Annotated in this window: 21 protein-coding genes; 12 read left to right on the plus strand and 9 right to left on the minus strand. The window is 64.3% G+C overall.

The window, feature by feature from the left end; all coding sequences use genetic code 11:
• Positions 1–4 precede the first annotated feature (4 nt).
• Genes QCE64_RS30500 through QCE64_RS30510 form a run of 3 tightly spaced genes read left to right on the plus strand, consistent with a single transcriptional unit; the run spans position 5 to position 3,523 of the window.
• Complete coding sequence (locus QCE64_RS30500) at positions 5–1,198, plus strand: CaiB/BaiF CoA-transferase family protein (RefSeq protein WP_309926151.1); 1,194 nt, start codon at positions 5–7, stop codon at positions 1,196–1,198.
• A complete protein-coding gene (locus tag QCE64_RS30505; protein WP_309926153.1) occupies positions 1,195–2,142 on the plus strand; it encodes a hydroxymethylglutaryl-CoA lyase in 948 nt (315 codons plus the stop codon). Before QCE64_RS30500 ends, QCE64_RS30505 begins: the two co-directional genes overlap by 4 nt.
• Positions 2,143–2,173: 31 nt before the next feature.
• A complete protein-coding gene (locus tag QCE64_RS30510) occupies positions 2,174–3,523 on the plus strand; it encodes an MFS transporter (RefSeq protein WP_310007887.1) in 1,350 nt (449 codons plus the stop codon).
• A 739-nt stretch (positions 3,524–4,262) separates the two neighbouring features.
• On the opposite strand, the gene QCE64_RS30515 is transcribed toward QCE64_RS30510, so the two are convergent.
• Together QCE64_RS30515 and QCE64_RS30520 are read right to left on the minus strand one after the other, a co-directional pair.
• Complete coding sequence (locus tag QCE64_RS30515) at positions 4,263–5,369, minus strand: acetate/propionate family kinase (RefSeq protein ID WP_310007889.1); 1,107 nt, start codon at positions 5,367–5,369, stop codon at positions 4,263–4,265.
• A 4-nt stretch (positions 5,370–5,373) separates the two neighbouring features.
• The gene (locus tag QCE64_RS30520; protein ID WP_310007891.1) at positions 5,374–7,770 is read right to left on the minus strand and encodes a phosphoketolase family protein; all 2,397 of its coding nucleotides are present in this window, start codon (positions 7,768–7,770) and stop codon (positions 5,374–5,376) included.
• Between the two features lie 256 nt (positions 7,771–8,026).
• Here QCE64_RS30520 and QCE64_RS30525 point away from each other — a divergent pair, with 256 nt between their 5' ends.
• Positions 8,027–12,412: a DEAD/DEAH box helicase gene (locus QCE64_RS30525; RefSeq protein ID WP_310007892.1), complete on the plus strand. Its 4,386-nt coding sequence runs from the start codon at positions 8,027–8,029 to the stop codon at positions 12,410–12,412.
• Positions 12,413–12,434: 22 nt separating this feature from the next.
• Here QCE64_RS30525 and QCE64_RS30530 read toward each other — a convergent pair whose 3' ends face one another.
• Complete coding sequence (locus QCE64_RS30530) at positions 12,435–12,665, minus strand: hypothetical protein (RefSeq protein WP_309926162.1); 231 nt, start codon at positions 12,663–12,665, stop codon at positions 12,435–12,437.
• A 478-nt stretch (positions 12,666–13,143) separates the two neighbouring features.
• Between QCE64_RS30530 and QCE64_RS30535 the strand changes: the two genes are divergently transcribed.
• Positions 13,144–15,372 carry a protein kinase domain-containing protein gene (locus QCE64_RS30535; protein WP_310007894.1) on the plus strand — a complete coding sequence of 743 codons (2,229 nt, stop codon included), beginning with the start codon at positions 13,144–13,146 and terminating at the stop codon, positions 15,370–15,372.
• Between the two features lie 69 nt (positions 15,373–15,441).
• Here QCE64_RS30535 and QCE64_RS30540 read toward each other — a convergent pair whose 3' ends face one another.
• The gene (locus tag QCE64_RS30540; RefSeq protein ID WP_309926165.1) at positions 15,442–15,867 is read right to left on the minus strand and encodes a phasin family protein; all 426 of its coding nucleotides are present in this window, start codon (positions 15,865–15,867) and stop codon (positions 15,442–15,444) included.
• A 319-nt stretch (positions 15,868–16,186) separates the two neighbouring features.
• Here QCE64_RS30540 and QCE64_RS30545 point away from each other — a divergent pair, with 319 nt between their 5' ends.
• Positions 16,187–16,378 (plus strand): DUF2964 family protein, encoded by a 192-nt coding sequence (locus QCE64_RS30545; protein ID WP_309820007.1) that lies wholly within the window; start codon positions 16,187–16,189, stop codon positions 16,376–16,378.
• A 17-nt stretch (positions 16,379–16,395) separates the two neighbouring features.
• On the opposite strand, the gene QCE64_RS30550 is transcribed toward QCE64_RS30545, so the two are convergent.
• Positions 16,396–16,779, minus strand: coding sequence for a DUF3564 family protein (locus QCE64_RS30550; protein WP_309926166.1), 384 nt, complete (start codon positions 16,777–16,779; stop codon positions 16,396–16,398).
• On the opposite strand from QCE64_RS30550, the gene QCE64_RS30555 reads away from it, so the two are divergent.
• Positions 16,778–17,098 carry a hypothetical protein gene (locus QCE64_RS30555; protein ID WP_310007896.1) on the plus strand — a complete coding sequence of 107 codons (321 nt, stop codon included), beginning with the start codon at positions 16,778–16,780 and terminating at the stop codon, positions 17,096–17,098. The two genes, QCE64_RS30550 and QCE64_RS30555, sit on opposite strands and share 2 nt — an antisense overlap.
• Before the next feature lie 317 nt (positions 17,099–17,415).
• Here the strand turns inward: QCE64_RS30555 and QCE64_RS30560 are convergent, their stop codons facing one another.
• From QCE64_RS30560 to QCE64_RS30575, 4 genes are all read right to left on the minus strand, one after another.
• A complete protein-coding gene (locus QCE64_RS30560) occupies positions 17,416–18,093 on the minus strand; it encodes a helix-turn-helix domain-containing protein (RefSeq protein WP_310007900.1) in 678 nt (225 codons plus the stop codon).
• 74 nt (positions 18,094–18,167) lie between these two features.
• A complete protein-coding gene (locus QCE64_RS30565; protein WP_310007902.1) occupies positions 18,168–19,496 on the minus strand; it encodes an ATP-binding protein in 1,329 nt (442 codons plus the stop codon).
• Positions 19,493–20,215, minus strand: coding sequence for a response regulator (locus tag QCE64_RS30570; RefSeq protein ID WP_310007904.1), 723 nt, complete (start codon positions 20,213–20,215; stop codon positions 19,493–19,495). Before QCE64_RS30570 ends, QCE64_RS30565 begins: the two co-directional genes overlap by 4 nt.
• Positions 20,216–20,246: 31 nt before the next feature.
• On the minus strand, positions 20,247–20,549 hold the full coding sequence (locus QCE64_RS30575) for an EF-hand domain-containing protein (RefSeq protein WP_309926174.1): 303 nt from the start codon (positions 20,547–20,549) through the stop codon (positions 20,247–20,249).
• 258 nt (positions 20,550–20,807) lie between these two features.
• On the opposite strand from QCE64_RS30575, the gene QCE64_RS30580 reads away from it, so the two are divergent.
• The 5 genes from QCE64_RS30580 (at position 20,808) to QCE64_RS30600 (ending at position 25,321) form a co-directional block, all read left to right on the plus strand.
• Complete coding sequence (locus QCE64_RS30580) at positions 20,808–21,164, plus strand: hypothetical protein (protein ID WP_310007906.1); 357 nt, start codon at positions 20,808–20,810, stop codon at positions 21,162–21,164.
• Positions 21,165–21,370: 206 nt separating this feature from the next.
• On the plus strand, positions 21,371–21,652 hold the full coding sequence (locus QCE64_RS30585; RefSeq protein ID WP_309934675.1) for a DUF3303 family protein: 282 nt from the start codon (positions 21,371–21,373) through the stop codon (positions 21,650–21,652).
• Between the two features lie 203 nt (positions 21,653–21,855).
• On the plus strand, positions 21,856–22,692 hold the full coding sequence (locus tag QCE64_RS30590) for a 3-keto-5-aminohexanoate cleavage protein (RefSeq protein ID WP_309926179.1): 837 nt from the start codon (positions 21,856–21,858) through the stop codon (positions 22,690–22,692).
• Positions 22,693–22,886: 194 nt separating this feature from the next.
• On the plus strand, positions 22,887–23,579 hold the full coding sequence (locus tag QCE64_RS30595; RefSeq protein ID WP_310007908.1) for a FadR/GntR family transcriptional regulator: 693 nt from the start codon (positions 22,887–22,889) through the stop codon (positions 23,577–23,579).
• 569 nt (positions 23,580–24,148) lie between these two features.
• Positions 24,149–25,321 (plus strand): extracellular solute-binding protein, encoded by a 1,173-nt coding sequence (locus tag QCE64_RS30600; protein ID WP_309926182.1) that lies wholly within the window; start codon positions 24,149–24,151, stop codon positions 25,319–25,321.
• Positions 25,322–25,379: the final 58 nt, after the last annotated feature.

A 25,379-nucleotide genomic window follows, 5' to 3' on the forward strand; every position in this document is an offset into this window, starting at 1 on the left:
CGGCATGAGCGGACCCCTTCAAGGCATCCGGGTCATCGAAATCGGCACGTTGATCGCCGCGCCCTTCGCGGCGCGCATGCTGGCCGAGTTCGGTGCGGAAGTCATCAAGATCGAGACGCCCAATGGCGGCGACCCGCTGCGCAAATGGCGCAAGCTTCACGAGGGCACGTCGCTCTGGTGGTATCTGCAATCGCGCAACAAGAAGTCGGTCTGCGTGAACCTCAAGTCGCCGGACGGCGCGGAGGTCATCAAGCGTCTTGCAAAGGACGCGGACATCGTCGTCGAAAACATGCGTCCCGGCGCGCTCGAAAAGCTCGGCCTCGGCTGGGACGTGCTGCACGCAATCAATCCGAAGCTGACGATGGTGCGCATCTCCGGCTATGGCCAGACGGGTCCGTATCGCGACCGTCCGGGGTTCGGGGCGATCGGCGAGGCGATGGGCGGCATCCGCTATACGACCGGCGACGCGGAGGGACTGCCGGCGCGTGTCGGCGTGAGCCTCGGCGATTCGCTGGCCTCGCTGCACGGGGTGATCGGCGCCCTGATGTCGGTGTTGCGCGTCAAGACCGGACAGGGCGACGGACAGGTGGTCGATGTATCGCTCGTCGAAAGCGTCTTCAACCTGATGGAAAGCCTGGTGCCGGAATACGACCTGCTCGGCCACGTGCGCGAACGCAGCGGCGGCGCATTGCCGGGCATCGCGCCGTCGAATACGTATCGGACGGAAGAGGGCGGCTTCGTCGTGATCGCGGGCAACAGCGATCCGATCTACAAGCGCCTGATGCACGTGATCGGCCGGCCCGATCTCGCCGACGATCCCGCGCTCGCCCGCAACGACGGCCGCGTCCGTCACAGCGCGATGCTCGACGAAGCCATCACGGCGTGGACCACGCATCACTCGATGGACGACGTGCTCGCTGTGCTCGAGCGCGAAGAAGTGCCCGCGGGCCGCATCTATTCGGTCGCGGACATCGTCAACGACGCGCACTACCAAGCCCGCGACATGCTGCTGCACGCGAACCTGCCGGGCGGGGCGTCGGTGAAGATGCCGGGCATCGTGCCGAAGCTCTCCGAAACGCCGGGCGAAGTGCGCTGGCAAGGTCCGGCGCTCGGCGAACACACTCAAGCGGTGCTGGAATCGCTCGGCTTCGATGCCGGCGAGGTCGAACATCTGCGCGCGGAAGGAGCGGTTCAATGAATTTTGCATACAAAGAACCGCTGATCGTCCAGGAAGTCGCGCCGCGCGACGGTTTGCAGATCGAGAAGCAGTGGGTCGACACGGCGGACAAGATTGCGCTGATCGATGCGCTTGCGGCGTGCGGTTTCACGCGCATCGAGGCGGGCTCGTTCGTATCGCCGAAAGCGATTCCGGCGTTGCGCGACGGCGAGGCGGTGTTCAACGGCATCGCCCGCAAGGAGGGGGTGATCTACGTCGCGCTGGTGCCCAACGTGAAGGGCGCGGAGCGCGCGCTTGCGGCACGGGCGAATGAGCTCAATCTCGTGATGTCGGCAAGCCAGACGCACAACCGCGCCAACATGCGCATGAGCTGCGAAGACTCGCTGGCGGGCTTCGGCGATATCGTGCGGCTCGTGCAGGGGGCGTCGACGACGGTCTCGCTGAACGCGACTGTGGCGACGGCGTTCGGCTGTCCGTTCGAAGGTCGGGTGGATGAAGACCGCGTGGTGTCGATTGCCCGGACCTACCGTGAGATGGGCATTGCCGGCATCACGCTCGCCGACACCACCGGCATGGCGAATCCGCGTCAGGTTGCGCGGCTCGTCGAACGCGTGCTTGCGGACGTGCCCGCCGCCGACCTCACTTTGCATTTCCACAATACGCGCGGCCTCGGGCTCGCCAATGTGCTCGCTGCTTACCAGGCGGGCGCCCGCCGTTTCGATGCGGCGCTGGGCGGACTCGGCGGCTGTCCGTTCGCGCCGGGTGCGTCCGGAAACATCTGCACTGAAGACCTCGTGAATCTGTGCGACGAAACGGGCATTCCTGCGGGGATCGATCTTTCGCAACTGATCCGTCTGTCGCGCACGCTGCCTGGACTGGTCGGTCATGACGTGCCGGGGCAGGTCGCGAAGGCGGGCCGCAACTGCGATCTGCATCCGGTGCCCGACTACGTGCGGTCCATCTGACCCACCCATCACAACAAGACTGGAGACAAACATGAGCGACCTGAGCGTCAACGCGGCCGACGAGCCGCATTCCCTCGCCAACACATCGGACATCATTCGCAAGGTGGCATGGCGGCTGATGCCGCTCATCATGCTGTGCTACTTCTTTGCGTTCTTCGATCGCATCAATATCAGCTTCGCGAAGTTTCAGATGCAGAGTTCGCTGGGGCTGTCCGATACGGCCTACGGTCTCGGGGCGAGTCTCTTCGTGATTGGCTACGTGCTGTTCGAAGTGCCCAGCAACATGCTGCTCTACAAGGTGGGCGCACGCCGCTGGATCGCGCGCATCATGATTTCGTGGGGGATCGCGACGGCGCTCATGGTCTTCGTGCAGACGGAATGGCAGTTCTACGGACTGCGTTTCATCATCGGCGCGATGGAGGCGGGCTTCGCGCCCGGCGTGCTGTACTACCTGACGCTATGGTTCCCGGCGAGCTATCGCGGCCGCATTACTTCGATGCTGTTTCTCGCGTCGGCATTCTCCGGCTTGTTCGGCGCGCCGCTTTCAGGACTCGTGCTTGGGCACTTGAACGGTGTGGCGGGCATTGCGGGCTGGCACTGGCTGTTTTTGCTCGGCGGCATGCCGTGCGTGCTGCTGGGCATTCTCGTGCTGAAGGCGCTGAAGGATCGTGTCGATGATGCCGCCTGGCTCAGCAGCGCCGAGAAGACCTGTCTGAAGAGCCAGATCTCGACACAGAGCCAGCACACGGATACGGGTCATTCGCTGTTCGGCGCGATCAGGACGCCCGGTTTCATGATGCTCGGCCTGATCTACTTCCTGATTCAGATCGCCTCCTACGGCCTCAACTTCTGGGCCCCGCATCTGATTCGCGCGGCAGGCACGCAGAATCCGACGATCATCGGTCTGCTTACGGCGGTGCCGTATATCTGTGGCGCGATCTGCATGGTGGTGGTCGGCCGCATGTCGGATCGCTCGGGCGAACGCCGCAAGTTCGTCGCGATCCTGCTGGTCATGGCGGCCGTGGGGTTCTTCGCAGCGGGCATCTTCGACAAGCAGACGGGCTTGCTGATCGCCGCGCTGGGCGTGATGGGCGCGGGCGTGATCGCGTCGATCCCGGCGTTCTGGGCGCTGCCGCCGAAGCTTCTGACCGGCGCGGGCGCGGCGGGCGGTATCGCGTTGATCAATACGCTGGGGCAACTTGGCGGCATCGTGAGCCCGGTGATGGTCGGCCGCATTCGCGACACGATGGGCAGCACGACGCCTGCGCTGTATGCGATTGGTGCGATGAGTGTGTTGTGCGCGTTGTTGTTGCTGTTCGGGTTGCCCCAGTCGCTGCGGCAGCGGGATCATGCCGAAGAGGGGGGAGGTGTTCGGGGGTAGGGTCTGGGCGTTCCTGCGCGAGGCGGGTAGCGGAGATTCGATGCGGCGGTTGATATGCCTGCTGCTTTGAGCTTTTGATAGAGCGTTTGGCGTTTTGAATGCGTTCGACCAGATGGCATTTTGAGTGACGCATTCAAAATGCTGCGAAACGACCCGGGCGAGGCGTGGCGAACGAGTGGTCCGCCACGCTGTGATGCGGAGCAACGCAAGATTGCATCGCGACCTGCTCGGCAGATCTGCTTGAGATTCTTGCATTTGGCGTTTTGCATACGTTCGACCAAATGGCGTTTTGCGTATTGGATGCAGGATGTCGCGAGACGGGCTAACTGCGACGCGCAGCGAACGAGCGATCCGCCGCGCGGTGATACAGAGCAAGGCAAAGTCACATCACGACTTGCTCGACTACCCCGCCGAAGCTTCTCGCATCAGGCATTTTGCATGCATTCGGCCAAATGGCGTTAAGCATGCCGTATTCAAAATGCCGCGAGGCGAGCAAGCCTATGCTTCGGGAAGCAATAAGGCGAAGAGGGCGCAACGCAGGATCGCAACATGCCTCGCTCCGCTGCAAAAGACTTCGCCCGACAGTCCAGCCCCTGTGCATCCGGCATTTCGAACGCCATCGACCAAATGGCACTTTCCATGCCGCACGAAAAATGCCACAAAGCAAGCAGAACCGACCCCGGCACGCCAACCCACCGACGCCCATCACACCCGACAAAGGCGCAACGCAAGCGTCACCTCATTCCCCCACCAACCTCCTGCAATGCCGCGCGATCTGCCGTTCCTCCTGAGTCGCGACCACGCGATGCGCCGCCCCCAAAAACCCGAGCCCTTCAAGCACCTGCGAACGCACCGCGTCGCTGTGCTCTCCGATCCCTCCGCTGAACACGATCAGATCGACGCCGCCCAGCAACGCCGCATACGCGCCAATGGTCTTGCGCACCGCCGTGCAGAACACATCGACGGCCAGCGACGCATCCGCGTCGCCCTGCGCGCGGCGTGCCAGCAGCCCTTGCATGTCGTCGTCCGATTCCGACAACGCCTTCATTCCGCCGCGCCGGTTCACCAGCGTTTCGATGCCGTCGGCGTCGAGCGAGGCATGGCGCAGCAGATGAATCAGCACGCCGGGATCGAGATCGCCGCTGCGCGTGGCCATCGGAATCCCGCCGGCGGGCGTCATGCCCATCGACGTATCGACGGAGCGCCCGTTCTGCAGCGCACACAGACTGGCGCCGCTGCCGAGATGGGCGATGACCGTGCGCGCCGGCAGGTCCGCGCCAAGCTCGCCGACGATGGACTCGTAAGACAGCCCATGAAACCCATAGCGAACGACACCCCGCTCCGCATACTCGCGCGGCAACGCAAAGCGCGTTGCCCGCTCAGGCAGCGTGCGGTGGAACGCGGTATCGAAGCAAGCGAAATGAGGCACATCGGCGAAGATGCGCTGTGCCTCGTCAATCAGCGCCAGCGCGGGCGGCAGGTGCAGCGGCGCGAACGGCACCGCTTCTTGCAGCGTGTGCTTCACGTCCTCGGTGATGCGGCAATGTTCGCGCAGCCGCGGTCCGCCATGCACGACACGATGCCCGACGCCCACGAGCGGCACATCCAGATGCTCGGCGAGCGCGTCGGCGACGCGCTTCAGCGCATCGTGCTGCGTCTCCATCACATGATCCTGCGCGACATCGATACGGCCGTCCGACGACTTCATCGACCAGGATCCGTTGTCGCGCCCGATACCTTTCGCACTGCCCGAGAGCCATGCGTGCTCGTCGCCGTCGCGTGCGGTGAACACGCCGAACTTGAGCGACGACGAGCCGCTGTTGAGCACCAGAATGCCTTCGTCCATGGCATCAACCCTTCCAGGTCCAGTCACGGATCTCGTCGCGATCGATGCCTTCCTCATGCGCGTACCGCACGCTCTCGATGATCTCGTTCCTGAGCCACTCCTTCGTATGCGCGCTGCTTTCGGCGATGCGCGGCACGCGGTCGATCACATCGATGGCGAGCGTGAAGCGGTCCACACCGTTGATGATCGCGAGTTCGAACGGCGTGTTGATATTGCCGCGTTCTCGATAGCCATGCACATGCATGTTCTCGTGATTGGTGCGGTTGTAGGTGAGCTTGTGCACCAGCGTCGGATAGGAATGGAAGTTGAAGATGACCGGCTTGTCGCGCGTGAAGAGGGAATCGAAGTCGCGGTCGGACAGACCATGCGGATGATCGGTATCCGGCATGAGCCTGAACAGGTCGACCACGTTGACGAAACGAATCTTCAGGTCAGGACAGTTCGCCTTGAGGATCTCGACGGCGGCAAGCGCTTCCATGGTCGCGATGTCGCCCGCGCACGCCACCACCACGTCCGGCTCCGCGCCCTGATCGGTCGAGGCCCAGTCCCAGATGCCGATGCCTTTCGCGCAGTGCACGATTGCATCCTGCATGCTCAGGTACTGCAGATGCGGCTGCTTGTCCGCGACGATCACGTTCACGTAATCGTGCGTACGCAGGCAATGATCCGCGACGCTCAAAAGGCAGTTCGCGTCAGGCGGCAGATAGATGCGGACCACGCCCGGGCTCTTGTTGGTGACGACATCGAGGAAGCCCGGGTCCTGATGCGTGAAGCCGTTGTGATCCTGACGCCACACGAGCGACGTGATGAGCAGGTTGATCGACGGGATGGGCTTGCGCCAGTCGAGTTCGTTCTTGGCCTTCTCCAGCCACTTCGCGTGCTGGTTGAACATCGAATCGATCACGTGCACGAACGCTTCATACGTCGCGAACAGGCCGTGTCTCCCGGTCAGCACATAGCCTTCGAACCAGCCTTCCAGCGTGTGTTCCGAGAGCATCTCCATTACGCGTCCGTCGATGGACAGCGCGCCGCCGTCGGCATCCTCCGGCAGCGTCTCGGCGAGCCAGCGCTTGCCCGAGGCTTCATATACGCCGTCGAGCTTGTTGCTCGCCGTTTCATCGGGACCGAACAGGCGGAAGCTCGTCATGTTGCGGCGAATCACGTCGCGCAGGAAGGTGGCGAGCACCATCGTCGGCGATTGATACGTGTTCGCCGCCCGCTTGAATTCGAACGCGTACTCGCGAATGTCGGGCAGATCCAGCGACTGGCGCTGCAAGCCGCCGTTCGCGTGCGGATTCGCGCTGATGCGCCGCAGGCCTTCGGGCGCCAGCGCGCGCAAGGATTCGATCAGCCGGCCGTCTTCATCGAACAGCTCTTCGGGCTGGTAACTGCGCAGCCATTCTTCCAGCAAGGCAAGGTTGCGGTGGTTGCTCGCCGGATCGGCGATCGGCACCTGATGCGAACGCCAGAAGTCCTCGACCTTGTGCCCATTGACCTCCTTAGGCCCCGTCCAGCCTTTCGGGGTGCGCAGCACGATCATCGGCCAGCGCGGCCGCGTCACGTTGCCGGGATTCGCGCGCGCGTTCGCCTGGATGGCGCGGATATCGGCGATGCAGCGTTCGAGCGTCGCCGCCATGCGCTGATGCATCTTCTCGGGCTCGTGCCCTTCGACGAAGTGCGGCTCGTAGCCATAGCCCTTGAACAGCGCAGCGAGTTCCTCATGCGGGATCCGCGCAAGGATGGTCGGATTGGCAATCTTGTAGCCGTTGAGATGCAGGATCGGCAACACGGCGCCATCGGTGGCCGGGTTGAGGAACTTGTTCGAATGCCAGGACGTGGCGAGCGGGCCGGTCTCCGCCTCGCCGTCACCCACTACGGTAGCGACGATCAGATCCGGATTGTCGAACGCCGCGCCGAACGAATGCGACAGGCTATAGCCGAGCTCGCCGCCTTCGTGAATCGATCCCGGCGTCTCAGGTGTGCAATGCGAGCCGATGCCTCCCGGCGACGAAAACGCGCGGAACAACTTGAGCATGCCGCGTTCGTCGGTGCTGCGATCGGGATAGATTTCCGAGTAGTGACCCTCGAGGTAAGAATTGGACAGCGTCGCGGGCGCGCCGTGGCCCGGGCCTGACACGAACAGGATGTTGAGATCGTCGCGTTTGATCAGGCGATTCAGATGCACCCACACAAACGATTGTCCCGGATCGGAACCCCAGTGCCCGAGCAGACGCCGCTTGATGTGCTCCGGTTGCAGGCGTTCGCGCAGCAGCGGATTGGCGCGCAGATAGATCATGCCGGCCGAAAGATAATTGCAGGCCCGCCAGTACGCATCGATTCGTGCGAGGAGATCGGGGGCGAGAGGCGTCTCGAGGGAAGTCGGGGTGACGTCGTCGTTCAAGGGCTTCTCCTTGCAGGTGGGATGAGGGGTCGAACGTGGTGCGTGCGGCTTGGCGCAAGATCGGGTCCCGCGCGTGTCTCCATGTTCAGGCGCGTTCGTGGCGCTGGTTTGACGATAAGGTATCGGCAGACATCATAGAACGGTCGGCGCGATCGGGCAGCGGAGGCGACAATCCACCGCGGGGCTTGTCTTCCGCCTGCGCGCACGCATATTCAGCGCTCCCGCGCCGTTTCGAAAGCGCCCCTAGAATAGCTGGATGCCCCGACAATCCCCTCCCGCGAACGACGCCCTGCAAGGCTTTCATCCGGCCGTCGCCGGCTGGTTCCGCGCACGCTTCGCCTCGCCGACGCCCGCCCAGGCGCGCGCCTGGCCGCTGGTGCAGGCGCGCCGTTCGACACTCGTTGCCGCGCCCACGGGTTCGGGCAAGACGCTCACCGCGTTCCTGGCTGCACTCGATGAACTCGTCCGCGACGGCATTGCCGCCGGTGGCGTGTTGCCGGACGAGACGCGGGTCGTCTATGTGTCGCCGCTGAAGGCGCTGTCCAATGACATCCGCGTGAATCTGGAAGAGCCGCTCGCGGGCATCGCGCAGGCCTTGCGCGAATCGGGCACGGCGGCGCCGGAGATCCGCGCCGCCGTGCGCACCGGCGACACCACGCAGCAGGAGCGCAATGCGGTCAGGAAGCGTCCGCCGCACATCCTCGTCACCACGCCGGAATCGCTTTACGTACTGCTTTCGTCGGACTCGGGACGCGCGATGCTGTCCACCACGCGCACCGTGATCGTCGATGAAATTCACGCCGTGGCGGGCAGCAAGCGCGGCTCGCACCTGAGCCTGTCGCTCGCGCGACTCGATGCGCTGTGCGAGGACGCAGGGCATCAGCGGCCCGTGCGCATCGGTCTCTCGGCCACGCAGAAGCCTATCGAACGCGTGGCGCGGTTTCTCGTCGTTGGCTCTGAGCCGTGCGAGATCGTCGACGTCGGGCATGTCCGCGCGCGCGATCTCGCGCTCGATCTCCCGCCGATGCCGCTCGAAGCCGTCATGTCCAACGACATGTGGGAGCGCGTCTACGACCGTCTCGCGGATCTGTCGGCGCAACACCGCACGACGCTCGTTTTCGTCAACACGCGACGCATGGCGGAGCGCGCGGCGCGCCATCTCACCGACCGCCTCGGCAAGGACGCCGTCGCCGCGCATCACGGCAGCCTGGCGCGCGAGCAGCGGCTGGTCGCCGAACAACGCCTCAAGCGCGGCGAGTTGCGTGTGCTGATTGCAACGGCGTCGCTGGAACTGGGCATTGATATCGGCGATGTCGATCTCGTCTGCCAGCTCGGCTCACCGGGTTCGATCGGCGCGTTCCTGCAGCGGGTCGGGCGCTCGGGGCATCACGTGGGCGGCATGCCGAAAGGGCGGCTGTTTCCGACTTCGCGCGACGATCTGATCGAATGCGCCGCCTTGATCGATTGCGTGCGGCGCGGCGAACTCGATGCGCTGAAGATTCCGCGCGCGCCCCTCGACGTGCTCGCGCAGCAGATCACCGCCGAAGTCTCATGCCGCGAATGGAGCGAGGATGCGCTGTACGAGCGCGTCACGCAGGCGTTTCCGTATGCGGAGCTGGCGCGCAGCCGCTACGACGCCGTGCTGCGCACGCTCGCGGAAGGCTATACGGGACGTCAGGGCGTGCGCGCGGCCTATGTGCATCGCGACGCGGTGAGCCGGACACTGCGCGGACGGCGCGGCGGCAAGCTGACTGCCGTGACCTCGGGCGGCGCGATCCCCGATAACGCCGATTTCGCGGTGCTGCTGGAGCCGCAGGGCTTGCAGATCGGCACCGTGAACGAAGACTTCGCCGTTGAAAGTCTCGCGGGCGACGTCTTCCAGCTCGGCAATACGTCGTACCGGATCGTGCGCGTGGAAGGCGGCCGTGTGCGTGTGGAGAATGCCAACGGGCAGCCGCCGAATATTCCGTTCTGGCTCGGCGAAGCGCCCGGGCGCAGCGATGAGCTGTCGCATGCGATCGCGCGCATGCGTGCGGGCATCGATACGCGGCTGGCGCAGGACGACAGCATCGAAGCGGTCATCGCGTGGCTGGCGCAAGAGAGCGGCATCGGCGACGAGGCGGCGCGGCAGATCGTCGAATACCTGGCGCGTGCGCGCGCCGCGCTCACCGTGTTGCCGACGCAGGACACGCTCGTCATGGAGCGCTTCTTCGATGAATCCGGCGGCACGCAGCTCGTGATTCACGCGCCGTTCGGCAGCCGCGTGAATCGCGCGTGGGGTCTCGCGCTGCGCAAGCGCTTTTGCCGTACTTTTAATTTTGAATTACAGGCTGCGGCGACCGAGGACGCCATCGTGCTCTCGCTGACAGGCAGTCACAGTTTCACGCTCGACGAAGTGTGGCGCTATCTGAAGTCCAGCACCGCCGAGCACGTGCTGATCCAGGCGCTGCTCGATGCGCCGCTGTTCGGCGTGCGCTGGCGCTGGAACGCGACCAACGCGCTCGCGCTGCCGCGCTATGCGGGCGGGCGCAAGGTGGCGCCGCAATTGCAGCGCATGAAGAGCGAGGACCTGCTCGCGGCGGTGTTCCCGGACCAGGTGGCGTGCGCAGAAAACCTGGCGGGCGAGCGCGAGGTGCCCGCGCATCCGCTGGTCGAGCAGACGCTCGACGACTGCCTGCACGACGCCATGGACAGCGACGCTTGGCTCGCGTTGCTGGGCCGCATCGAAAGCGGCGCGGTGCGGCTGGTGACGCGCGAATTGCCGGCGCCGTCGCCGCTGGCGGCCGAGATCCTGTCGGCCAAGCCCTATGCATTCCTCGACGACGCACCGCTCGAAGAGCGCCGCACGCAGGCGGTGCTGGCGCGCCGCTGGACCGATCCGCAATCGGTCGACGATCTGGGTGCGCTCGATCCCGAAGCCATCGAGAGCGTCCGCGCGGAAGCCTGGCCCGATGTCACCAGCGCCGACGAGATGCACGAGGCGCTGACGACGCTTGCCTGCATCGCCGAGCGCGAAGCGCAGCGCCACCCGCACTGGCCCGCGTGGCTGGAGACGCTGGCGCGCGGCGGCCGGGCGACGCGGCTGCAGGTCGCGGAACACGATGCGCTGTGGACGCCCGTCGAGCGGCTCGCGTGCCTGCGCGCGGTCTATGAGCACGCGCCGATGCAGCCGACGTTGCGGCCGCCCGCCGGCTTCGACGAGGTCTGGAGCCCCGACGACGCGCTCGTCGAGATCGTGCGGGCGCGCTTGTCCGGTTGCGGGCCGCTGACGGTGCCGGACATCGCGCGGCCGCTTGCGTTGCCGGCCTCGGCTGTCGCTCTCGCGCTGACACGGCTGGAGGCACAGGGTTATGTGATGCGCGGACGCTTCACGCCAGGCGCGCAGACCGAGGAATGGTGCGAGCGGCATCTGCTCGCGCGGATTCATCGCTACACGGTGCGGCGGTTGCGGCGCGAAATCGAGCCGGTCGAGCGGCAGGACTTCATGCGTTTCCTGTTCGAATGGCAGCGCGTCGGGACGGATGCGCGCGGTGCCGGCCGTGACGCGCTCGGCGCCGTGCTGGAACAACTGGAAGGTTTCGAGGCGCCGGCCGTCGCGTGGGAAGACGAGATACTGCCGGCCCGCATCGGCGATTATTCGGGACTCTGGCTCGACGAACTCTGCCGCGCCGGCAAGCTGGTCTGGACGCGGCCGGCGGGACGCGCACGCGCGACGGGCGGCCCGGTGCGCGGCACACCCATCGTGCTGTTGCCGCGCCGCCATCTCGACGCATGGAATGCGCTCCTGTCCGCCGATGAAGCGCCGCAGATGTCGTCGCGCGCGCAGCGCGTGTTCGATGCGTTGCAAACTCATGGCGCCATGTTCTTCGACGAACTCCTTGCCGACGCGCGTCTCCTTCGCACGGAGCTCGAGGATGCGCTCGGCGAACTCGTGTCGCTCGGACTCGTCAACGCGGACAGCTTTGCCGGTCTGCGCGCGTTGCTCGCACCCGCGGCGAAGCGCAACGCCTTCGCACGGCGTCCGCGGCGCGGCGGACTGTTCATCGGCGGAATGGACGACGCCGGGCGCTGGGCGCTGCTGCGGCGCGCCCGCGAAGAAGGCGAGCGCGACGACGCCGCGCTCGAACACGTCGCGCTGACTTTGTTGCGGCGCTATGGCGTGGTGTTCTGGCGCCTGCTCGAACGCGAAGCCGGATGGCTGCCGCCCTGGCGCGATCTGCTGCGCGTCTATCACCGGCTGGAAGCGCGAGGCGAGATTCGCGGCGGGCGCTTCGTCGCCGGTCTGGCGGGCGAGCAGTTCGCGCTGCCGGAGGCGGTGCCCTTGCTGCGCGACATGCGCCGCCGCGCACGAGACGGGGCGTTGGTCGCGCTGTCGGCGGTGGATCCGCTCAATCTGGTCGGTACGCTATTGCCCGGCGACAAAGTGCCGGCGCTCGCGGGCAATCGGGTGCTGTATCTCGATGGCGTGCCGGCGGGCGCGGTGATCGCGGGCAAGACCCGTTATCTCGGCGAATTCGATGCCGCGACGCGTGAGCAGGTGCGTCTCGCGCTGGTGAAGCGTACGGCGCGTTCGCTCGCGCTGTCGGCGAGCGCGCCGGGCGCCGGTCTGACGGGCGGTGCCGTGCCGGCGCGCCAGGGATGACGCGCCTGCGCCGGCCGTGGCGTCAGTTTTCTTCCTTCTTGCCGACGATCTTCGTCGTGAACGGGCCGGGCGGCTGCACCGGCACGTCTCTCACCGGCACGCCCGGATAGTCGACGACACGATTCGGGTTCGCTGCGGTCCGGATACGAAACGATGGCTTGAGCCCGTCTCGCGCGCCGCCGACGATGGTATGCATCGCTTGCCGGTCGAGTTCGACGCTGTCGGCGAGATCCCTGATTTTGATGACAGCCATGATGAGTTCCTCCGTGGGTTCGTGAGCCGGCGCGCCGCGCTTCAGTCGGGTCGACTTCAGCCTTCGCACTGTTTGGCTCTTTGCATGCAAAACACAACAAACCGCGCCAGCGCCTGCGGGGCAGGAGGTCTGAACCTTCCGCCCTGACCGACAGCGCCTGATCGCTCGTGCCGAATGACGCGAAAGGCATGCCAGATACGGCGTGATCGGCGCATCGGAGGCTCCGAGGTCCGCGCAGCGGGCGTTGCGCGCGATATCGAGGGCGCCAAAATCGAACCGCGCCACAGCGTTCGTCGTGCGTGAGCCGACACTTCAGCGAAATGTGTCGGTATCCGAAAGACATGTGCGCGATGCCGCGCAGAATCAAAAACGTCATTTGCTTAAGGCGCAAGCGAAGTCTAGTATCGAACCAGCATGAAGTATTTGTTACGACAAGTGGACTTGGTCGATCGAACAGGAGCCGCGTCGCGTCGCACAGATGACAAGTTTTGCGCAAGCGATACGTACTTTCCAGAGCAACAGCGCGTCGCGCGACGAGTTCTTTTCCCGGGTTGACGGCGCCCTTGCGACCGAGCAGTCCGCGCCAAAGCAACTCATGGAGATCCTCGACGAGGAGCACGCGGTCAAGCCTCTGCCCCCGGATGTCTACGCGGCCATCCGGCGCCGTGTCGACCATGCGGCACGCATTCGTCCCGAACTCGACTCAGACACCGGCCCCGTCGGCAGCGACGAGACGCGCCTGCAGACCACCACGAGCTTCGCCCCGCCCCCCATGCCGCCTTCGCTGCCCGAGCGCGATCCGAGCAGCAGCTCGGGCGGATCCGGCGCGACAAGCGGAACGAGCGGCACCAGCGGCACCAGCGGCACCAGCGGCACCGGCGGGACGTTCGGTCAGGCGACGCAGATAAGAACCGACCACGACCAGCGCATGAAAGGCGTCGGCGACACGCTCAACAGTCGCTTCGTGCTGGAGGAGTGTCTTGGCATCGGCGGCATGGGCACGGTCTACAAGGCCCTGGACCTGCGCAAGCTCGAAGCATCGGACCGTCGCCCGTATGTCGCGATCAAGGTGCTCAACCTGCAGTTCCGTGGCAATCCGAAGTCGCTGATCGCATTGCAACGCGAAGCCCGCAAGGCGCAGCAACTGGCGCACCGCAACATCGTGACCGTGTATGACTTCGATCGCGACGGCCCGGTTGTCTATCTGACGATGGAATATCTTTCCGGACAGCCGCTCTCGCGCCTGCTGCGAAATCCGAACTTCAAGGGCATGCCGTTCGCCGAGGTGTTTCCCATCTTCAAGGGCATGGCCAATGCGCTCGCCTATGCGCACGAGCGCGGCTTCGTTCATTGCGATTTCAAGCCGGCCAACGTGTTCCTGCTGGATACGTCGGAAGTCAAGGTGATCGACTTCGGCATTTCGCGCGTGATTCAGCGCCCCGAGGAAGAGAGCGAGGCAACCGTCTTCGATCCAGGCAGCCTCGGGGCGCTGACGCCCGCGTACGCGAGTCCCGAAATGCTGGAGCATCGCGAGCCGGACCCGCGCGACGATGTCTATGCGCTCGGTTGCATCACCTATGAGTTGCTGACAGGAAAGCATCCGTTCGACCGCGTGCCCGCGCAACAGGCGAAGGCCGCGGGCATGAAGCCGCAGCGTCCGGAGCATCTCGGCAACAAGCAGTGGAAAGCGCTGAAGGCGTCGCTGGCGTTCGAACGTGAAGCGCGCACGGCGAGCGTGGCGCAACTGCTGGAGGACATCAGCGACCCGCAGCCAGCCACTGCGGCAATGCGCAAGAGCAAGCAGAACGGGACGCCGAAACTGGCGATCGGCGCGGCGGCGGCGGTGGCAGCGCTGTTGATTGCCGGTGGCGGATATTACTACTACGAGCGTAGCAAGGGCGTGACGGAAGTGGCTCACGAAGCGGCACACGAAGCACCGCGGCCGTCCGTCGCGCATGTTGAACGCGCAGCGCCGCCGTCAGCCGGTTCGCAGGTGGCGATCACGCCCGTCCTGCCTGCGCCGCCCGCGCCGGTGCTCACGATGGCAGCGGTCACGCCCGTGCTGGCAAGCGTGCCGTGCTCGGCGCTGGTGGCTTCGGTGCACGACCAGACCGTCGACGTGCAGGGCTTCGTTTCACAGCGTTATGGCCTCGCACGGCTCAAGGATACGCTCGGACGCGTACCCGGCGTGAAGACCACCAATTTCGGCGTGCAGCAGGTCGCGGATGACAAGTGCGATCTGCTCAAGGTATTCGCGCCGTACTGGTCGGCGAATCGTCAGTCGGGACGGCCGGCCTCGGTGCATACGCGTTCGCAGGCGACCCGGCTCACCGAAGGGCAGCCGCTGATCATCGACCTGATGACGCCCGGCTTCGATTCGAGCGTCAACGTCGATTACTTCCCGCCCGACGGCAGCGTCGTGCATCTGCTGCCGAACCAGCGCTCGCGCGACAACCAGGCGCCGCCGAACTACACGGCGACGATCGGCTCGATGGGTGACTGGATCGTCGGCAAGCCGTTCGGTTCGGAGATGATCGTGCTGATGCTCGCGCCCGCGCCGCTCTTCGATGCACCGCGTCCGGACAGCGAAGCGAAGTCCGACTATCTGCGCGCAGTCGAGAAACGCCTGGCGGCGCTGGCAAGCAAGTACGGACGCGACAAGGTGGCCGTCGACATGTTCCAGATCACGACGCAGGCGAAGCAGTAACGGGATGTCGAAGCGGGTTCCGTTCGCGGTGGACTTGAAGACGAGAAGAACGGAACCGCGCCGGAGCGCCTAGCTTTGAGGCTTCTCCATCGATGACTTCAATTCCTTCAGCGCATCTTCCATCCGCTTGCTGACGAGCGCATAGGCTTCGGCCTGCGTCTGTTGAGTGGTGCGCGCGATGTCCTGCATGTCGGCGAGTGCGTTATGCAAGGCGCGCTGGACGACTTCGTTGGCGTTGAACGGCGGTTGCGCCGATCCAGTGGCGAACTGCTTGGCGATGCCCTCCAGATCGCTCAAGGTGCGGCGCAGGATTTCAAGCTGCTTGTCGCGCAACGCTTCGATGCCGCCGAACGCAACGCGGTTCGTTGCCGCGAGTGCCTCGACGTCCTTGCGACGCGATTCCATGATCGCGGCGACATCGAATCCCGGCAACTGATATTGCTGGAACATGGCGGCAAACTGGCTGAACGGATCGCTGAAATTTTGATTCATCATGTCTCCCAGATTCGTTCGGTCGAGCGCGGATTCCGCTGTCCGACTGCATGAAGAGCGCGGATGACCGGGCTGTCTCACCTTGCGTGCGTCCCCAGGCCGAGACGCCGCCGGCACCTGATACTACCAATTTAAAGGCCGATCTTGGGGCAAGGGAAAACGCCATGTGGGCGACGATGACGATCGCGCTCGCCATGATGCCCGCTTGATGCAGGTCAACGTGCGCCACGGTGCCGCAACGACCATGAATACACGGTGACAGGCGGTGGCGAGCGGTTCACGGGCAGTTGGCTCCCACCGCGGAAGCAGGCGGGAGCGCATCATGATCAAGGGCGAAGGACGAATCGTTGCGGCGCTGGGGGCGGTCTTCGTGACACTCGGCGGCATTCATGCGGCACTGCGCGGGCTGCTGTTCGACGAGACCGCTGTGACCTGGTACGGCGTGCTCGCGATTCTGCTGGGGGCGGCGTCGTTTGTCGTGATGCTGACGCCTCTGCCGGGCGATGATCCCTGATCCTTCGGCCGGGTGAATCAGCGATCTTCTCCTCCCGCGAACACGCCATGCTCGGCCTGGATCTGTTCGCGGTCGATGCACTGCACATGCCAGCGTCCAGTGCTGTGCGGGTTTGAGCCATCGACGCCACCGGCATACCACAGCACGCGTCCGGCGAGGCCTTCGCAAGGGCCGCCGGGGGTATCGAAGTCAAGACGCTCCAGCACGCAGATCGGCTCTTCGATGCGCTGGCCGCAGATCATCGTTCCGTTCGTTCCCGCGCGCAGTCCGCCCCAGTCAGGGACTTCGACCGCCTGGTGTCCCTCGCGCGACCAGCGGCGTGTTTCCTTGTCGAGCCACAGAATGGCGTATGCCGCGGATTGGGCGCCTTCGAAACCATCCAGCTTCACGGTGATACGCATGTCATCCTCCATGATACGAATCGATGGACATGACGCTCGGCGCATGTACGCCGGCCATGAGCGTCGTCGAATGAAAGGCGGCGTCTCGAAGCAACTCGCTTCAGGCGTTGCGCCGCGCGTATTGGTTCGGGCCTCGCACGCCGAGAGCAGCAATGTCGGTTTCGAACGGCATACGGCCAATAAGTTTAATGGCGCCGCATGGACAAGTTTCATCGGCGCGACGTTCGGAAAGGGAGCCTCTATCGACAGCGCTTGCGCATTGCAGCAGAGCGAAGCATGCAAGCATCAAGCAAGTCCAATGCCGATTTGCGTCGGATGACGTCACGAAAGTACCGGCGCATCAATTTCAGTCTAGCTCGGCAATATGACGACTTTCAGTAGGCGTTTTGCCGCAGGCTTCCAAGGCGCAACCCCATCACATAAGCCGCAAGCGTGCCGACGGTGACACGCGAATCCGCCCGCCGTCCGTGCGCGTTGCACCACGCCGGACAATGAACGCCCCAGCAGGTTGCAACCCGCACGAACGGCGGCGTCGGGCGGATCCGTTGCGTGTGCGGTGCAACAATGAATGCAGAATGCATCATGCAAAGAACCAGGCGTCGTTGGCATGGCGAAATGGATCGCGCACCGATGCGCTCAAAGGCGTTCCAGCTTCATGCGATCGACGATATGCAACTGCCTGCCGTTGAGCCCGATCACGCCTTCACGTTGCAGCTTCGACAGCATCCGGCTCACGGTTTCCAGTTCGAGACCGAGATAACTTCCGATGTCGCCGCGCGTCATTGGCAGCAGCAGGTCAGCCGGCGGCGCTGGCGCGTCGAGCCGCTCGGACAGGTCCAGCAGGAACGCCGCCACGCGCTCGCGCGCGGGCATCGTGCCCAGCATCAGTGCGAGTCGCGAGGCCCGCACGATCTCGGCGCTCATGATCGCCAGCAGTTCGTGCTGCATGGCCGCATATTCGCGGCACAGCGGTTCAAGAATGCCCACGGGCATGATGCGCACCACGCTGTTTTCGAGTGCGATGGCGTCGCTTTCATGTCGTCCCGTGCAGATGCCGTCGAGGCCAAGCGTTTCATCCGGCAGATGGAAGCCGGTGACCTGGGTATGAGGCGCGCTGTCCAGATCGTTCGCCGGAAAGGTCGCGACGCTCTTGAAGCAGCCGCTCTGCACGGTATAGAGCGAGCGCAGCGGCTCACCCGTGGTGTAGAGCGCGGCGCCTCGTTCGAGAGTACGGGTGGGAAACGGAATGGCATCCGCGTCGGCTAAGCGGACGTGAAGCGTGACTGCCGTGTTGCGGTGAAGCGAGGGTTCCATGGCGCGCTCCTCCTGCTGATTGCAGTATGGTTCACGGATCGCGGAAAGGACAACCCGCCGCTGTGGCGTAAGCATCAGAGCGGCAGAACGATACGCACCTCGGCGCCGCCGCCCTCGCGCGGACGCAGTTCGAGCGTGCCGCCATGCAGCCTGGCAATGCGCTCGACGATCGCGAGGCCCAGCCCCGTGCCTTTCGGCTGGCCTTCGCCGCCGCCGCGCCTGAACGGCTGCTTGAGCGCCTCGGGATCCTGCCCGGCGAGTCCCTTGCCGCGATCCGCAATCACGACGCACACGCTTCGTGTCCGCGCATCGGTCCAGGTGCGAGCCTCCAGTCCCACCACACCGTAAAGGACCGCATTCTGCATGACGTTCATCAACATGCGCATCATGCTGATGGGACGGAACGCGAAGGGCTGCACTTCGCCGAGTTCCAGCGTGAACTCGTGACCCAGGCCTGCAAAATCAGCGGCGAGATTCGCGATCAGCGCATTCAGGTCGCCGACGACCGGCATCTCCTTCGCGCCGCTTCCGGCATAGTCCATGAACTGCTGCAGGATCGTGTCGATGGTCTCGAGGTAGCCTTCCGCCGATGCCGCGAATGACGCGTCCATCGACGGCACGGACGACATGGCCATCGCGAGACGCAGCTTGGTCATCGGCGTGCGGATGTCGTGCGAAATACCGGCGAGCATCAGTGCGCGCGTCGCGTCGGCTTCCCTCAGCGCGGCGGTCATGCGGTTGAAGGCGTCGCTGACTTCCGCGATTTCGGTCGGGCCATCGTTCGGCAGGACGCCCGGGTCCCCACCCGCTGAGACACGGCGCGCCGCGTCGGCGAGATGGGCGAGCGGGCGGTTCAGGTGCCGCTGGATCACATACGCCGTGCCGGTGGCAAGCGCGCCCAGTCCCAGCGAGAGCAGCAGGGCCGTAGCGATGCCGTCGCCATGGGCGGCTTCGGGAACCGGCAATGCAATCCAGCGCGGCTCGTCCGACAGATGCGCGCGAATCCACAAGCGCTGCTGACCGTCGTCGCTGGTATCGCCGCTTTGCCAGCGCACCAGCAGGTCTGCGGGCAGATGACGCCGCAGGCTCTCGACAAAGGTCCGCCGCTGATAGGTTTCATAGAAATGCAGTCGCGACTCAGGCGTGAAGGGCGCGGCGCCCGCGGGCAAGTCGGCGCGCATGTCGAGATGCGACGTGACGGTTTGCGCGGCATCGGGCGGGGTCGTCCTGAGCAGCGTGTCGAGGGTGACGATGTAACTCGCGAACGCGGAGGCCGCGCGCTCAATGCGCGGCGTCTGGATGAAATGCAGCAGCACGGCGGTGGCGCAGACCTGGCTCACCGCGACCAGCGCGACAAGCAACAGCACGTTGCGCGCGAAGAGCGAGCGCGGCGCGAGCTTCACGGCGCATCCGCCTCGACTTCGGCGAGCAGCATGTAGCCGACGCCCCACACGGTCTTGATGAAACGCGGCTTGCCCGGATCTTCCTCGACGAGTTGCCGCAGGCGCAACACCTGCACGTCGATGCTGCGATCGAGCGCGTCATGATCGCGGCCTCGCGTGCGCGCGATGAGGTTGTCGCGGCTCACCCCACGATTCGGCGATGAACCGAGCGCGTTCAGCAACTGCATCTGCGCAGAGTGGATCTCGAAGGGCTCGCCATTCCTGAAGAGTATCTGGCGCGCGAGATCGAGGCGAAATTCGCCGAAGCGGATGACTTGCCGGGTATGCGTCGGATCGCCGGCGGCGATCTTCTGGCGGCGCAGCAGCGCGCGCACCCGCGCGACGAGTTCCTGCGGCAGGAACGGCTTGGCGAGATAGTCGTCCGCGCCGGTCTCGAGGCCGACGACCTTGTCGACGGGATCGCCCTTGGCCGTGAGCATGAGGATCGGCAGCGTCTGGCCTTCGGCACGCAGACGCTTGCACACGGAGAGACCGTCTTCCGGCTCCATCATCCAGTCGAGCACGAGCAGGTCATAAGGTTCGCGCTGGAGACAGCGGTCGAGCCGCTTGCCGTTCTCGACGACACGCACTTCGAATCCCTGCGAACTCAGAAAGCGCTGCAGCATGTTGCGCAACTCGGCTTCGTCGTCGAGCACGATGATCTTCGGCAGGGTGTCCATGAGCGGGCTCCGGGCGGTCAGCGTTCAGCGTTCAGCGTTGCGAGGCGTGGGCGCGCATGAACGCCTCGATCTGCGGCAGGGTGACGAAACCGTTCTTCTGCGTATCGATCTCGTCGAAATGCTTCGCCACCATCGGCATGCCGCTGGCGGCCTGCTCACGGGTGAGTCTGCCATCGCGCGTGGTGTTGGCGTTCGTGAAGCGGGCCTGCAACTGGCCAAGCGCGCGTTCGACATGCGGGCTTGCGCCCATCGGTTGGGTGGCGGTCTGCGCGAAGGCCGGGGCCAAAGCGACGCACACCAGGCAGGCAGCAACAGCGGCAAGGGTCTTTCGCATGAGTCTCTCCTTGATTCGGATGCGAATGAGCAAGACAGGTGAGGCTCATTCTATTGAGCCGCGTTGCAAGCGCAATCCCGAGCGCGCCGTGAATCCATGTCGCCGCATGTCATGTGCACGGCATGGCCGGCGATGACACGCGCCGACACAAGTCATCGCTCACGCTTTGCGCGGCGCTTCGCTATCGTTCTCATCGCCGGCCGACGCTTCCTTTGCTCGGCCATTCCCAACGTCTGACGTGCATTGAGGACCATCATCATGAACTTTCGCTTGCTGAGTGTTTCCGCCGTGGCCGCCATTACCCTGACTTGCGCGAGGACCGCAATGGCCGGTACGAGCGTGCAGGTTTCCTATGTGGCGCCCGCAGTCGTCATCGCAGCGCCGCGCCCGGTGTACTACTACGCACCGCCTCCGCGGCCTCCGTACTACTATGTGCCCGCGCGTACCGTGACGATTGCGCCAGTGGCTGCTCTGGTGGCAGTCATTGCACCGCCGCCCCCGCGGCCGCCAGTGATCGTCGCTCCGGTCCCGCTGCCAGCTTATGCGGTGACGCCCGCGATCCGGGTGACTTACGCGCAGCCGGTGACACGGGTGCCCGTTGTCGTGCTGCCCTGAACGCTTCTTCAATGCGACGCAACAGGTGGCAAGAGCATAGTGCATTCGAGGCATGCTGAATGCGTAATGCAATACGCAAAATACGTTTCACGCTTTTCTTTCCGGCCGCCTCCTATACTGGATTGATTGCATCGTCCACGCGCCGATGCAGCCGCGCGTACGTCGCCATGCATACGCGTCGCGGTGTCCATCGGGAGGATCGAGCCATGCTATTCATCGTCAACTGGACGGCGCAACCCGAAGTGGAAAGACAGGCCGCCGAGCGATTCCTCCAGACGCGCGGCGCGCCGCCGGATGGCATCCATCTGATTGGCCGATGGCATGCAATCGGTTCGATCTGGGGTATCGCCGTATGTGAATGCGATGACGTCGAACCGCTGGCTCGCTGGGCGCTCGAATGGGCCGACATCTTCATGTTCGACATCAAGCCAGCCATCACCGACGAGCAGGTTGGCAGGATGCTTGCGGAACACGCCCAGAAACCATAGAGAGGCCGCGCGCGCGGGCGTCAACCGCACCGTACAACGAACGGTCGTTTGCAACTGTCCGCGATGAACGTTCTAAGGGTTTGTGTGGCTTGCAGCGCGGCAGGCCATGCCTCAGCATTCACAAACGTACTAGATAGTTAATTTTGGATGGCGTTGCGCGATTGCGTGCTCCGTCTGACGATATTGCCGCATAGGAGCGAAGCGTGACTGAAGCGAAGACCCAGGAACCTTGCGTGATTTCCGTCGCGATCACCGGATCGGTGCCGCGCAAGAAAGACAATCCCGCCGTGCCCATCACGATTGCCGAGCAGATCGAAAGCACGCACGAAGCCTACGACGCGGGCGCGACGCTCGTGCATCTGCATGTGCGCGACGAGGACGAACGCTCCAGCTCGGACCGTCACCGCTTTGCGGAACTGCAGGAGGGCATTCGCAAGCACTGTCCGGACATCATCATCCAGTTCTCGACGGGCGGACGCGGCCGCTCCTTCGAGCAGCGGGGCGCGATGCTGGATCTGAAGCCCGACATGGCGTCGCTTGCCACGGGATCAGTGAACTTTCCGACTATCGTCTACGAGAATCCGCCGGACTTCGTGCGCTCGCTGGCGCAAACCATGCTCGACCATCACGTGAAACCCGAGATCGAAATCTTCGATCTGGCGATGCTGTACAGCACCGTCGATCTCGTGAACCAGGGCTTGCTGAAGTCGCCGGTGCATGTGCAGTTCGTCCTTGGCGTAAAGAATGCCTTGCCCGCGCGGCGCGAGATCCTCGAGTTCGAAGTCGAGCAGTTGCGCAAGCATCTCCCCGATGCAACCTGGACCGCAGCAGGTATCGGGCGCCATCAACTCGAGGTAAACCACTGGACGCTCGAAATGGGCGGTCACTGCCGTACCGGTCTCGAAGACAACGTGCGCTGGGACAAGGACACCCTCGCCAAGAGCAATGCACAACTGGTCAGCCGGGTGGCCTCGCTGTGCGCGGAGTATGGCCGGCCGGTAGCGACCGCGAAGGAAGCGCGCAGGCTGCTGTCGCTGTAGACGAACGAAGCAGTTCCGCAAACAGGGAAGGGCGCGCCGCCGGGCATCGGGGCGCGCCCTTGTCGTTTCCACGCAGCGCTGAAACGCGTTTGCACGTTGCATTTTGCATTCGTGATGCAAATCTCATCCGCCGAATCAAAAAAAGCTGCCTTACAATCGGTGCTCCTCCCTGACAAGCGTGCCCTCGCGAGAACATGAACGAGCGCAAGGCAGCCGGCCTCGCCGACCGGATCTACAGCGACATTCTCAACCGCATCGTCGAAGGCGAGTTCAAGGAAGGCGATCGTCTGCTGACAGAGCACGCGCTCGCAGAACGCTTCGCCACTTCCCGCCCCACGGTGCGCGAGGCGCTTGCCCGCCTGCGCGCCGACGGCATCATCGTGACGCGGCGCGGTTCGGGCACCGTGGTCGGGCGTCGGCCTGATCCGGACGCTCGCCGCTTTGCGCCTGTGGAAACCTTGTCCGACATCCGGCGCTGCTATGAATTTCGTCTGGTGATGGAGACCGGCGCGGCCGAGCTGGCCGCCGACAACGCCGAGGACTCCGACCTGCACGCGCTCAGGCTTGCCTGGAACCGGATGGCAAGCTCCGTCGAGGCGCAAAAGGGCATCGATGCGCACGACGACTTTGCCTTCCGGCTAGCCGTGGCGCGAACGTCCAGAAACCCTTTCTTCGTCACGATGCTGTCCTTCATCGAAGAGCAGATCATCTTCAGTTCGAACCTGTCGCAGACGCTGTCGCCGCTCAATGCGCTGAAACGTCAGCGGCTCACTCAGCAAGAGCTCCTCGAGGTGCTCGAAGCGATCGAAGCCCGTGATCGCGAGAAAGCTGCGGCTGCCATGGACGCTCATCTCAGGAACGCACTCGAGCGCATGTTCGGCGTTTAGCAAGTTCTTCGGCAATGCGTTGTCATACAACCTTGGCAACCGCGCAGAGCTATTCGAAGTTGCCTGACAACATCTCGCATGAAGGCAGGAAGAATTTGGGGGTGGCATCGAGTCCATGTAGACCGGCCGCTAGTCTGCCTGAAGGAGTCCAGGCGCTCGGACCCACGGCGTGGCCGCCCAATTGAAGCCTCAAAGGAAACTCACGGAAACGCTCAAGGAAACATTCTTGATGAGCGGTTAAACCGTCGAGAAAACACTGGCTTCGGGTATCTCCCGAGATACGGCCGCAAGCCGTTATCAGCTTAAGAAAACGATACCTCTCAAGGTTTCGGTAACACGCCAGCACAAGGCAATTTGCTTGACATCCTATAACCTCGTTAGCTATTTTTCAGCTTCCAGCGGCAATCAGGATGCGCGCAGAAACAAACCACCAGACAAGCCCGACTTAAAAAACACGCAGCACAGAGAAAGAATCACAAACGGGGCGGCGCTCGCGCGGCAAGCGATGTCGGTGACGCGACCGATCCCTTCCCGACCCGTGGTTGCGAGCGAAGTGAGGAGACGACAACATGGTTTTCAAGGCAGGACTGTCAGTGAAGCTGGCGACGGTGTGCATCGCCGTCGGCGCGGCCTTCGGCATGAGTGCGGCGCAGGCGGCCGATCCCGTGTCGATCAACATCGTGGACGTCGCAGGCAATCTGCAACTGACGCAAAAGGGCTTCGAGGCTTTCAAGGCCAAGTATCCCGACCTGGTTTCCAGCATCACCTTCACCAATGCCCCGGCGCCGCAGCTGCCCGGCAAGATCAAGGCAATGCAGGCGGCGGGGCGCTCGGACATCGACCTCGTCGTGACGGGCACTGACGCGCTCGCGGCCGGCATCCAGCAGGGCCTGTGGGAGAAGCTCCTGCCGGATCAATCGAAGGCATTCCCCGGCGTACTCGACAAGTACGCGCCCGGTCCGCGCAAGATGCAGGACATCGCGCAAGGCTATGGCCTCGAAGTGACGTACATGCCCGCGGGTCCGCTGCTCGAATACAACCCGGCCAAGGTCACCGACGTCCCCAAGACTCCGGATCAGTTGCTGGCGTGGTGCAAGGCGCATCCGAACAAGCTGATCTATGCGCGTCCAGCCAACTCCGGCCCGGGCCGCACCTTCCTGATGGGTTTGCCGTACGTGCTCGGCGACAAGGACCCGATGGACCCGATCAACGGCTGGGACAAGACCTGGGCGTTCCTCAAGCAGCTCAACGACTGCGTTCCGTACTATCCGGGCGGCACGTCGGCCGTGATGAAGGAACTCGGGGAAGGCACGCGCGACATGACCGTGACCGTGACGGGCTGGGACATCAATCCGCGCGCGCTCGGCATCGTGCCCGCGGAATTCAAGGTCGGCGCCTTCGACAACATGACCTGGGTCAACGACGCCCACTACATGGTCATCCCGAAGGGCGTGCCGAAGGAAAAGCTCGACGTGCTCTATAAGCTGATGAACTTCATGCTGGAGCCCGCGCAGCAGGCGCTGACCTATGACGACGGCTACTTCTATCCGGGCCCGGCGGTGAAGGACGTGCCGCTCTCGATGGCCCCGGCGAAGAGCCAGGAAGTGATCCAGAAGTTCGGCCGTCCCGAGTACGCGAAGCTGCTTGCGGACCGTCCGCACGTCGTGCCGCTGAATGCCCAGGCGATGGTCGCCGCCTTCCAGAAATGGGATCGCGAGATCGGCGCGGCAAAGACGAAGTAAGCCCACCGCGGCCCCGATGCGGCGACGTTCCTGGCAAGGAGCGTCGCCGCCTGCACAA

It is taken from the genome of Caballeronia sp. LZ043 (assembly GCF_031451075.1).
Classification (GTDB): domain Bacteria; phylum Pseudomonadota; class Gammaproteobacteria; order Burkholderiales; family Burkholderiaceae; genus Caballeronia.

Coding starts and splice junctions, on each gene's coding strand:
- QCE64_RS30505 (WP_309926153.1), top strand. CDS start 1,195: ATGAATTTTGCATACAAAGAACCGCTGATCGTCCAGGAAGTCGCGCCG.
- QCE64_RS30595 (WP_310007908.1), top strand. CDS start 22,887: ATGAACGAGCGCAAGGCAGCCGGCCTCGCCGACCGGATCTACAGCGAC.
- QCE64_RS30600 (WP_309926182.1), top strand. CDS start 24,149: ATGGTTTTCAAGGCAGGACTGTCAGTGAAGCTGGCGACGGTGTGCATC.
- QCE64_RS30500 (WP_309926151.1), top strand. CDS start 5: ATGAGCGGACCCCTTCAAGGCATCCGGGTCATCGAAATCGGCACGTTG.
- QCE64_RS30540 (WP_309926165.1), bottom strand. CDS start 15,867: ATGATGAATCAAAATTTCAGCGATCCGTTCAGCCAGTTTGCCGCCATG.
- QCE64_RS30535 (WP_310007894.1), top strand. CDS start 13,144: ATGACAAGTTTTGCGCAAGCGATACGTACTTTCCAGAGCAACAGCGCG.
- QCE64_RS30585 (WP_309934675.1), top strand. CDS start 21,371: ATGCTATTCATCGTCAACTGGACGGCGCAACCCGAAGTGGAAAGACAG.
- QCE64_RS30525 (WP_310007892.1), top strand. CDS start 8,027: ATGCCCCGACAATCCCCTCCCGCGAACGACGCCCTGCAAGGCTTTCAT.
- QCE64_RS30580 (WP_310007906.1), top strand. CDS start 20,808: ATGAACTTTCGCTTGCTGAGTGTTTCCGCCGTGGCCGCCATTACCCTG.
- QCE64_RS30545 (WP_309820007.1), top strand. CDS start 16,187: ATGATCAAGGGCGAAGGACGAATCGTTGCGGCGCTGGGGGCGGTCTTC.
- QCE64_RS30555 (WP_310007896.1), top strand. CDS start 16,778: ATGTCATCCTCCATGATACGAATCGATGGACATGACGCTCGGCGCATG.
- QCE64_RS30515 (WP_310007889.1), bottom strand. CDS start 5,369: ATGGACGAAGGCATTCTGGTGCTCAACAGCGGCTCGTCGTCGCTCAAG.
- QCE64_RS30550 (WP_309926166.1), bottom strand. CDS start 16,779: ATGCGTATCACCGTGAAGCTGGATGGTTTCGAAGGCGCCCAATCCGCG.
- QCE64_RS30575 (WP_309926174.1), bottom strand. CDS start 20,549: ATGCGAAAGACCCTTGCCGCTGTTGCTGCCTGCCTGGTGTGCGTCGCT.
- QCE64_RS30510 (WP_310007887.1), top strand. CDS start 2,174: ATGAGCGACCTGAGCGTCAACGCGGCCGACGAGCCGCATTCCCTCGCC.
- QCE64_RS30570 (WP_310007904.1), bottom strand. CDS start 20,215: ATGGACACCCTGCCGAAGATCATCGTGCTCGACGACGAAGCCGAGTTG.
- QCE64_RS30530 (WP_309926162.1), bottom strand. CDS start 12,665: ATGGCTGTCATCAAAATCAGGGATCTCGCCGACAGCGTCGAACTCGAC.
- QCE64_RS30560 (WP_310007900.1), bottom strand. CDS start 18,093: ATGGAACCCTCGCTTCACCGCAACACGGCAGTCACGCTTCACGTCCGC.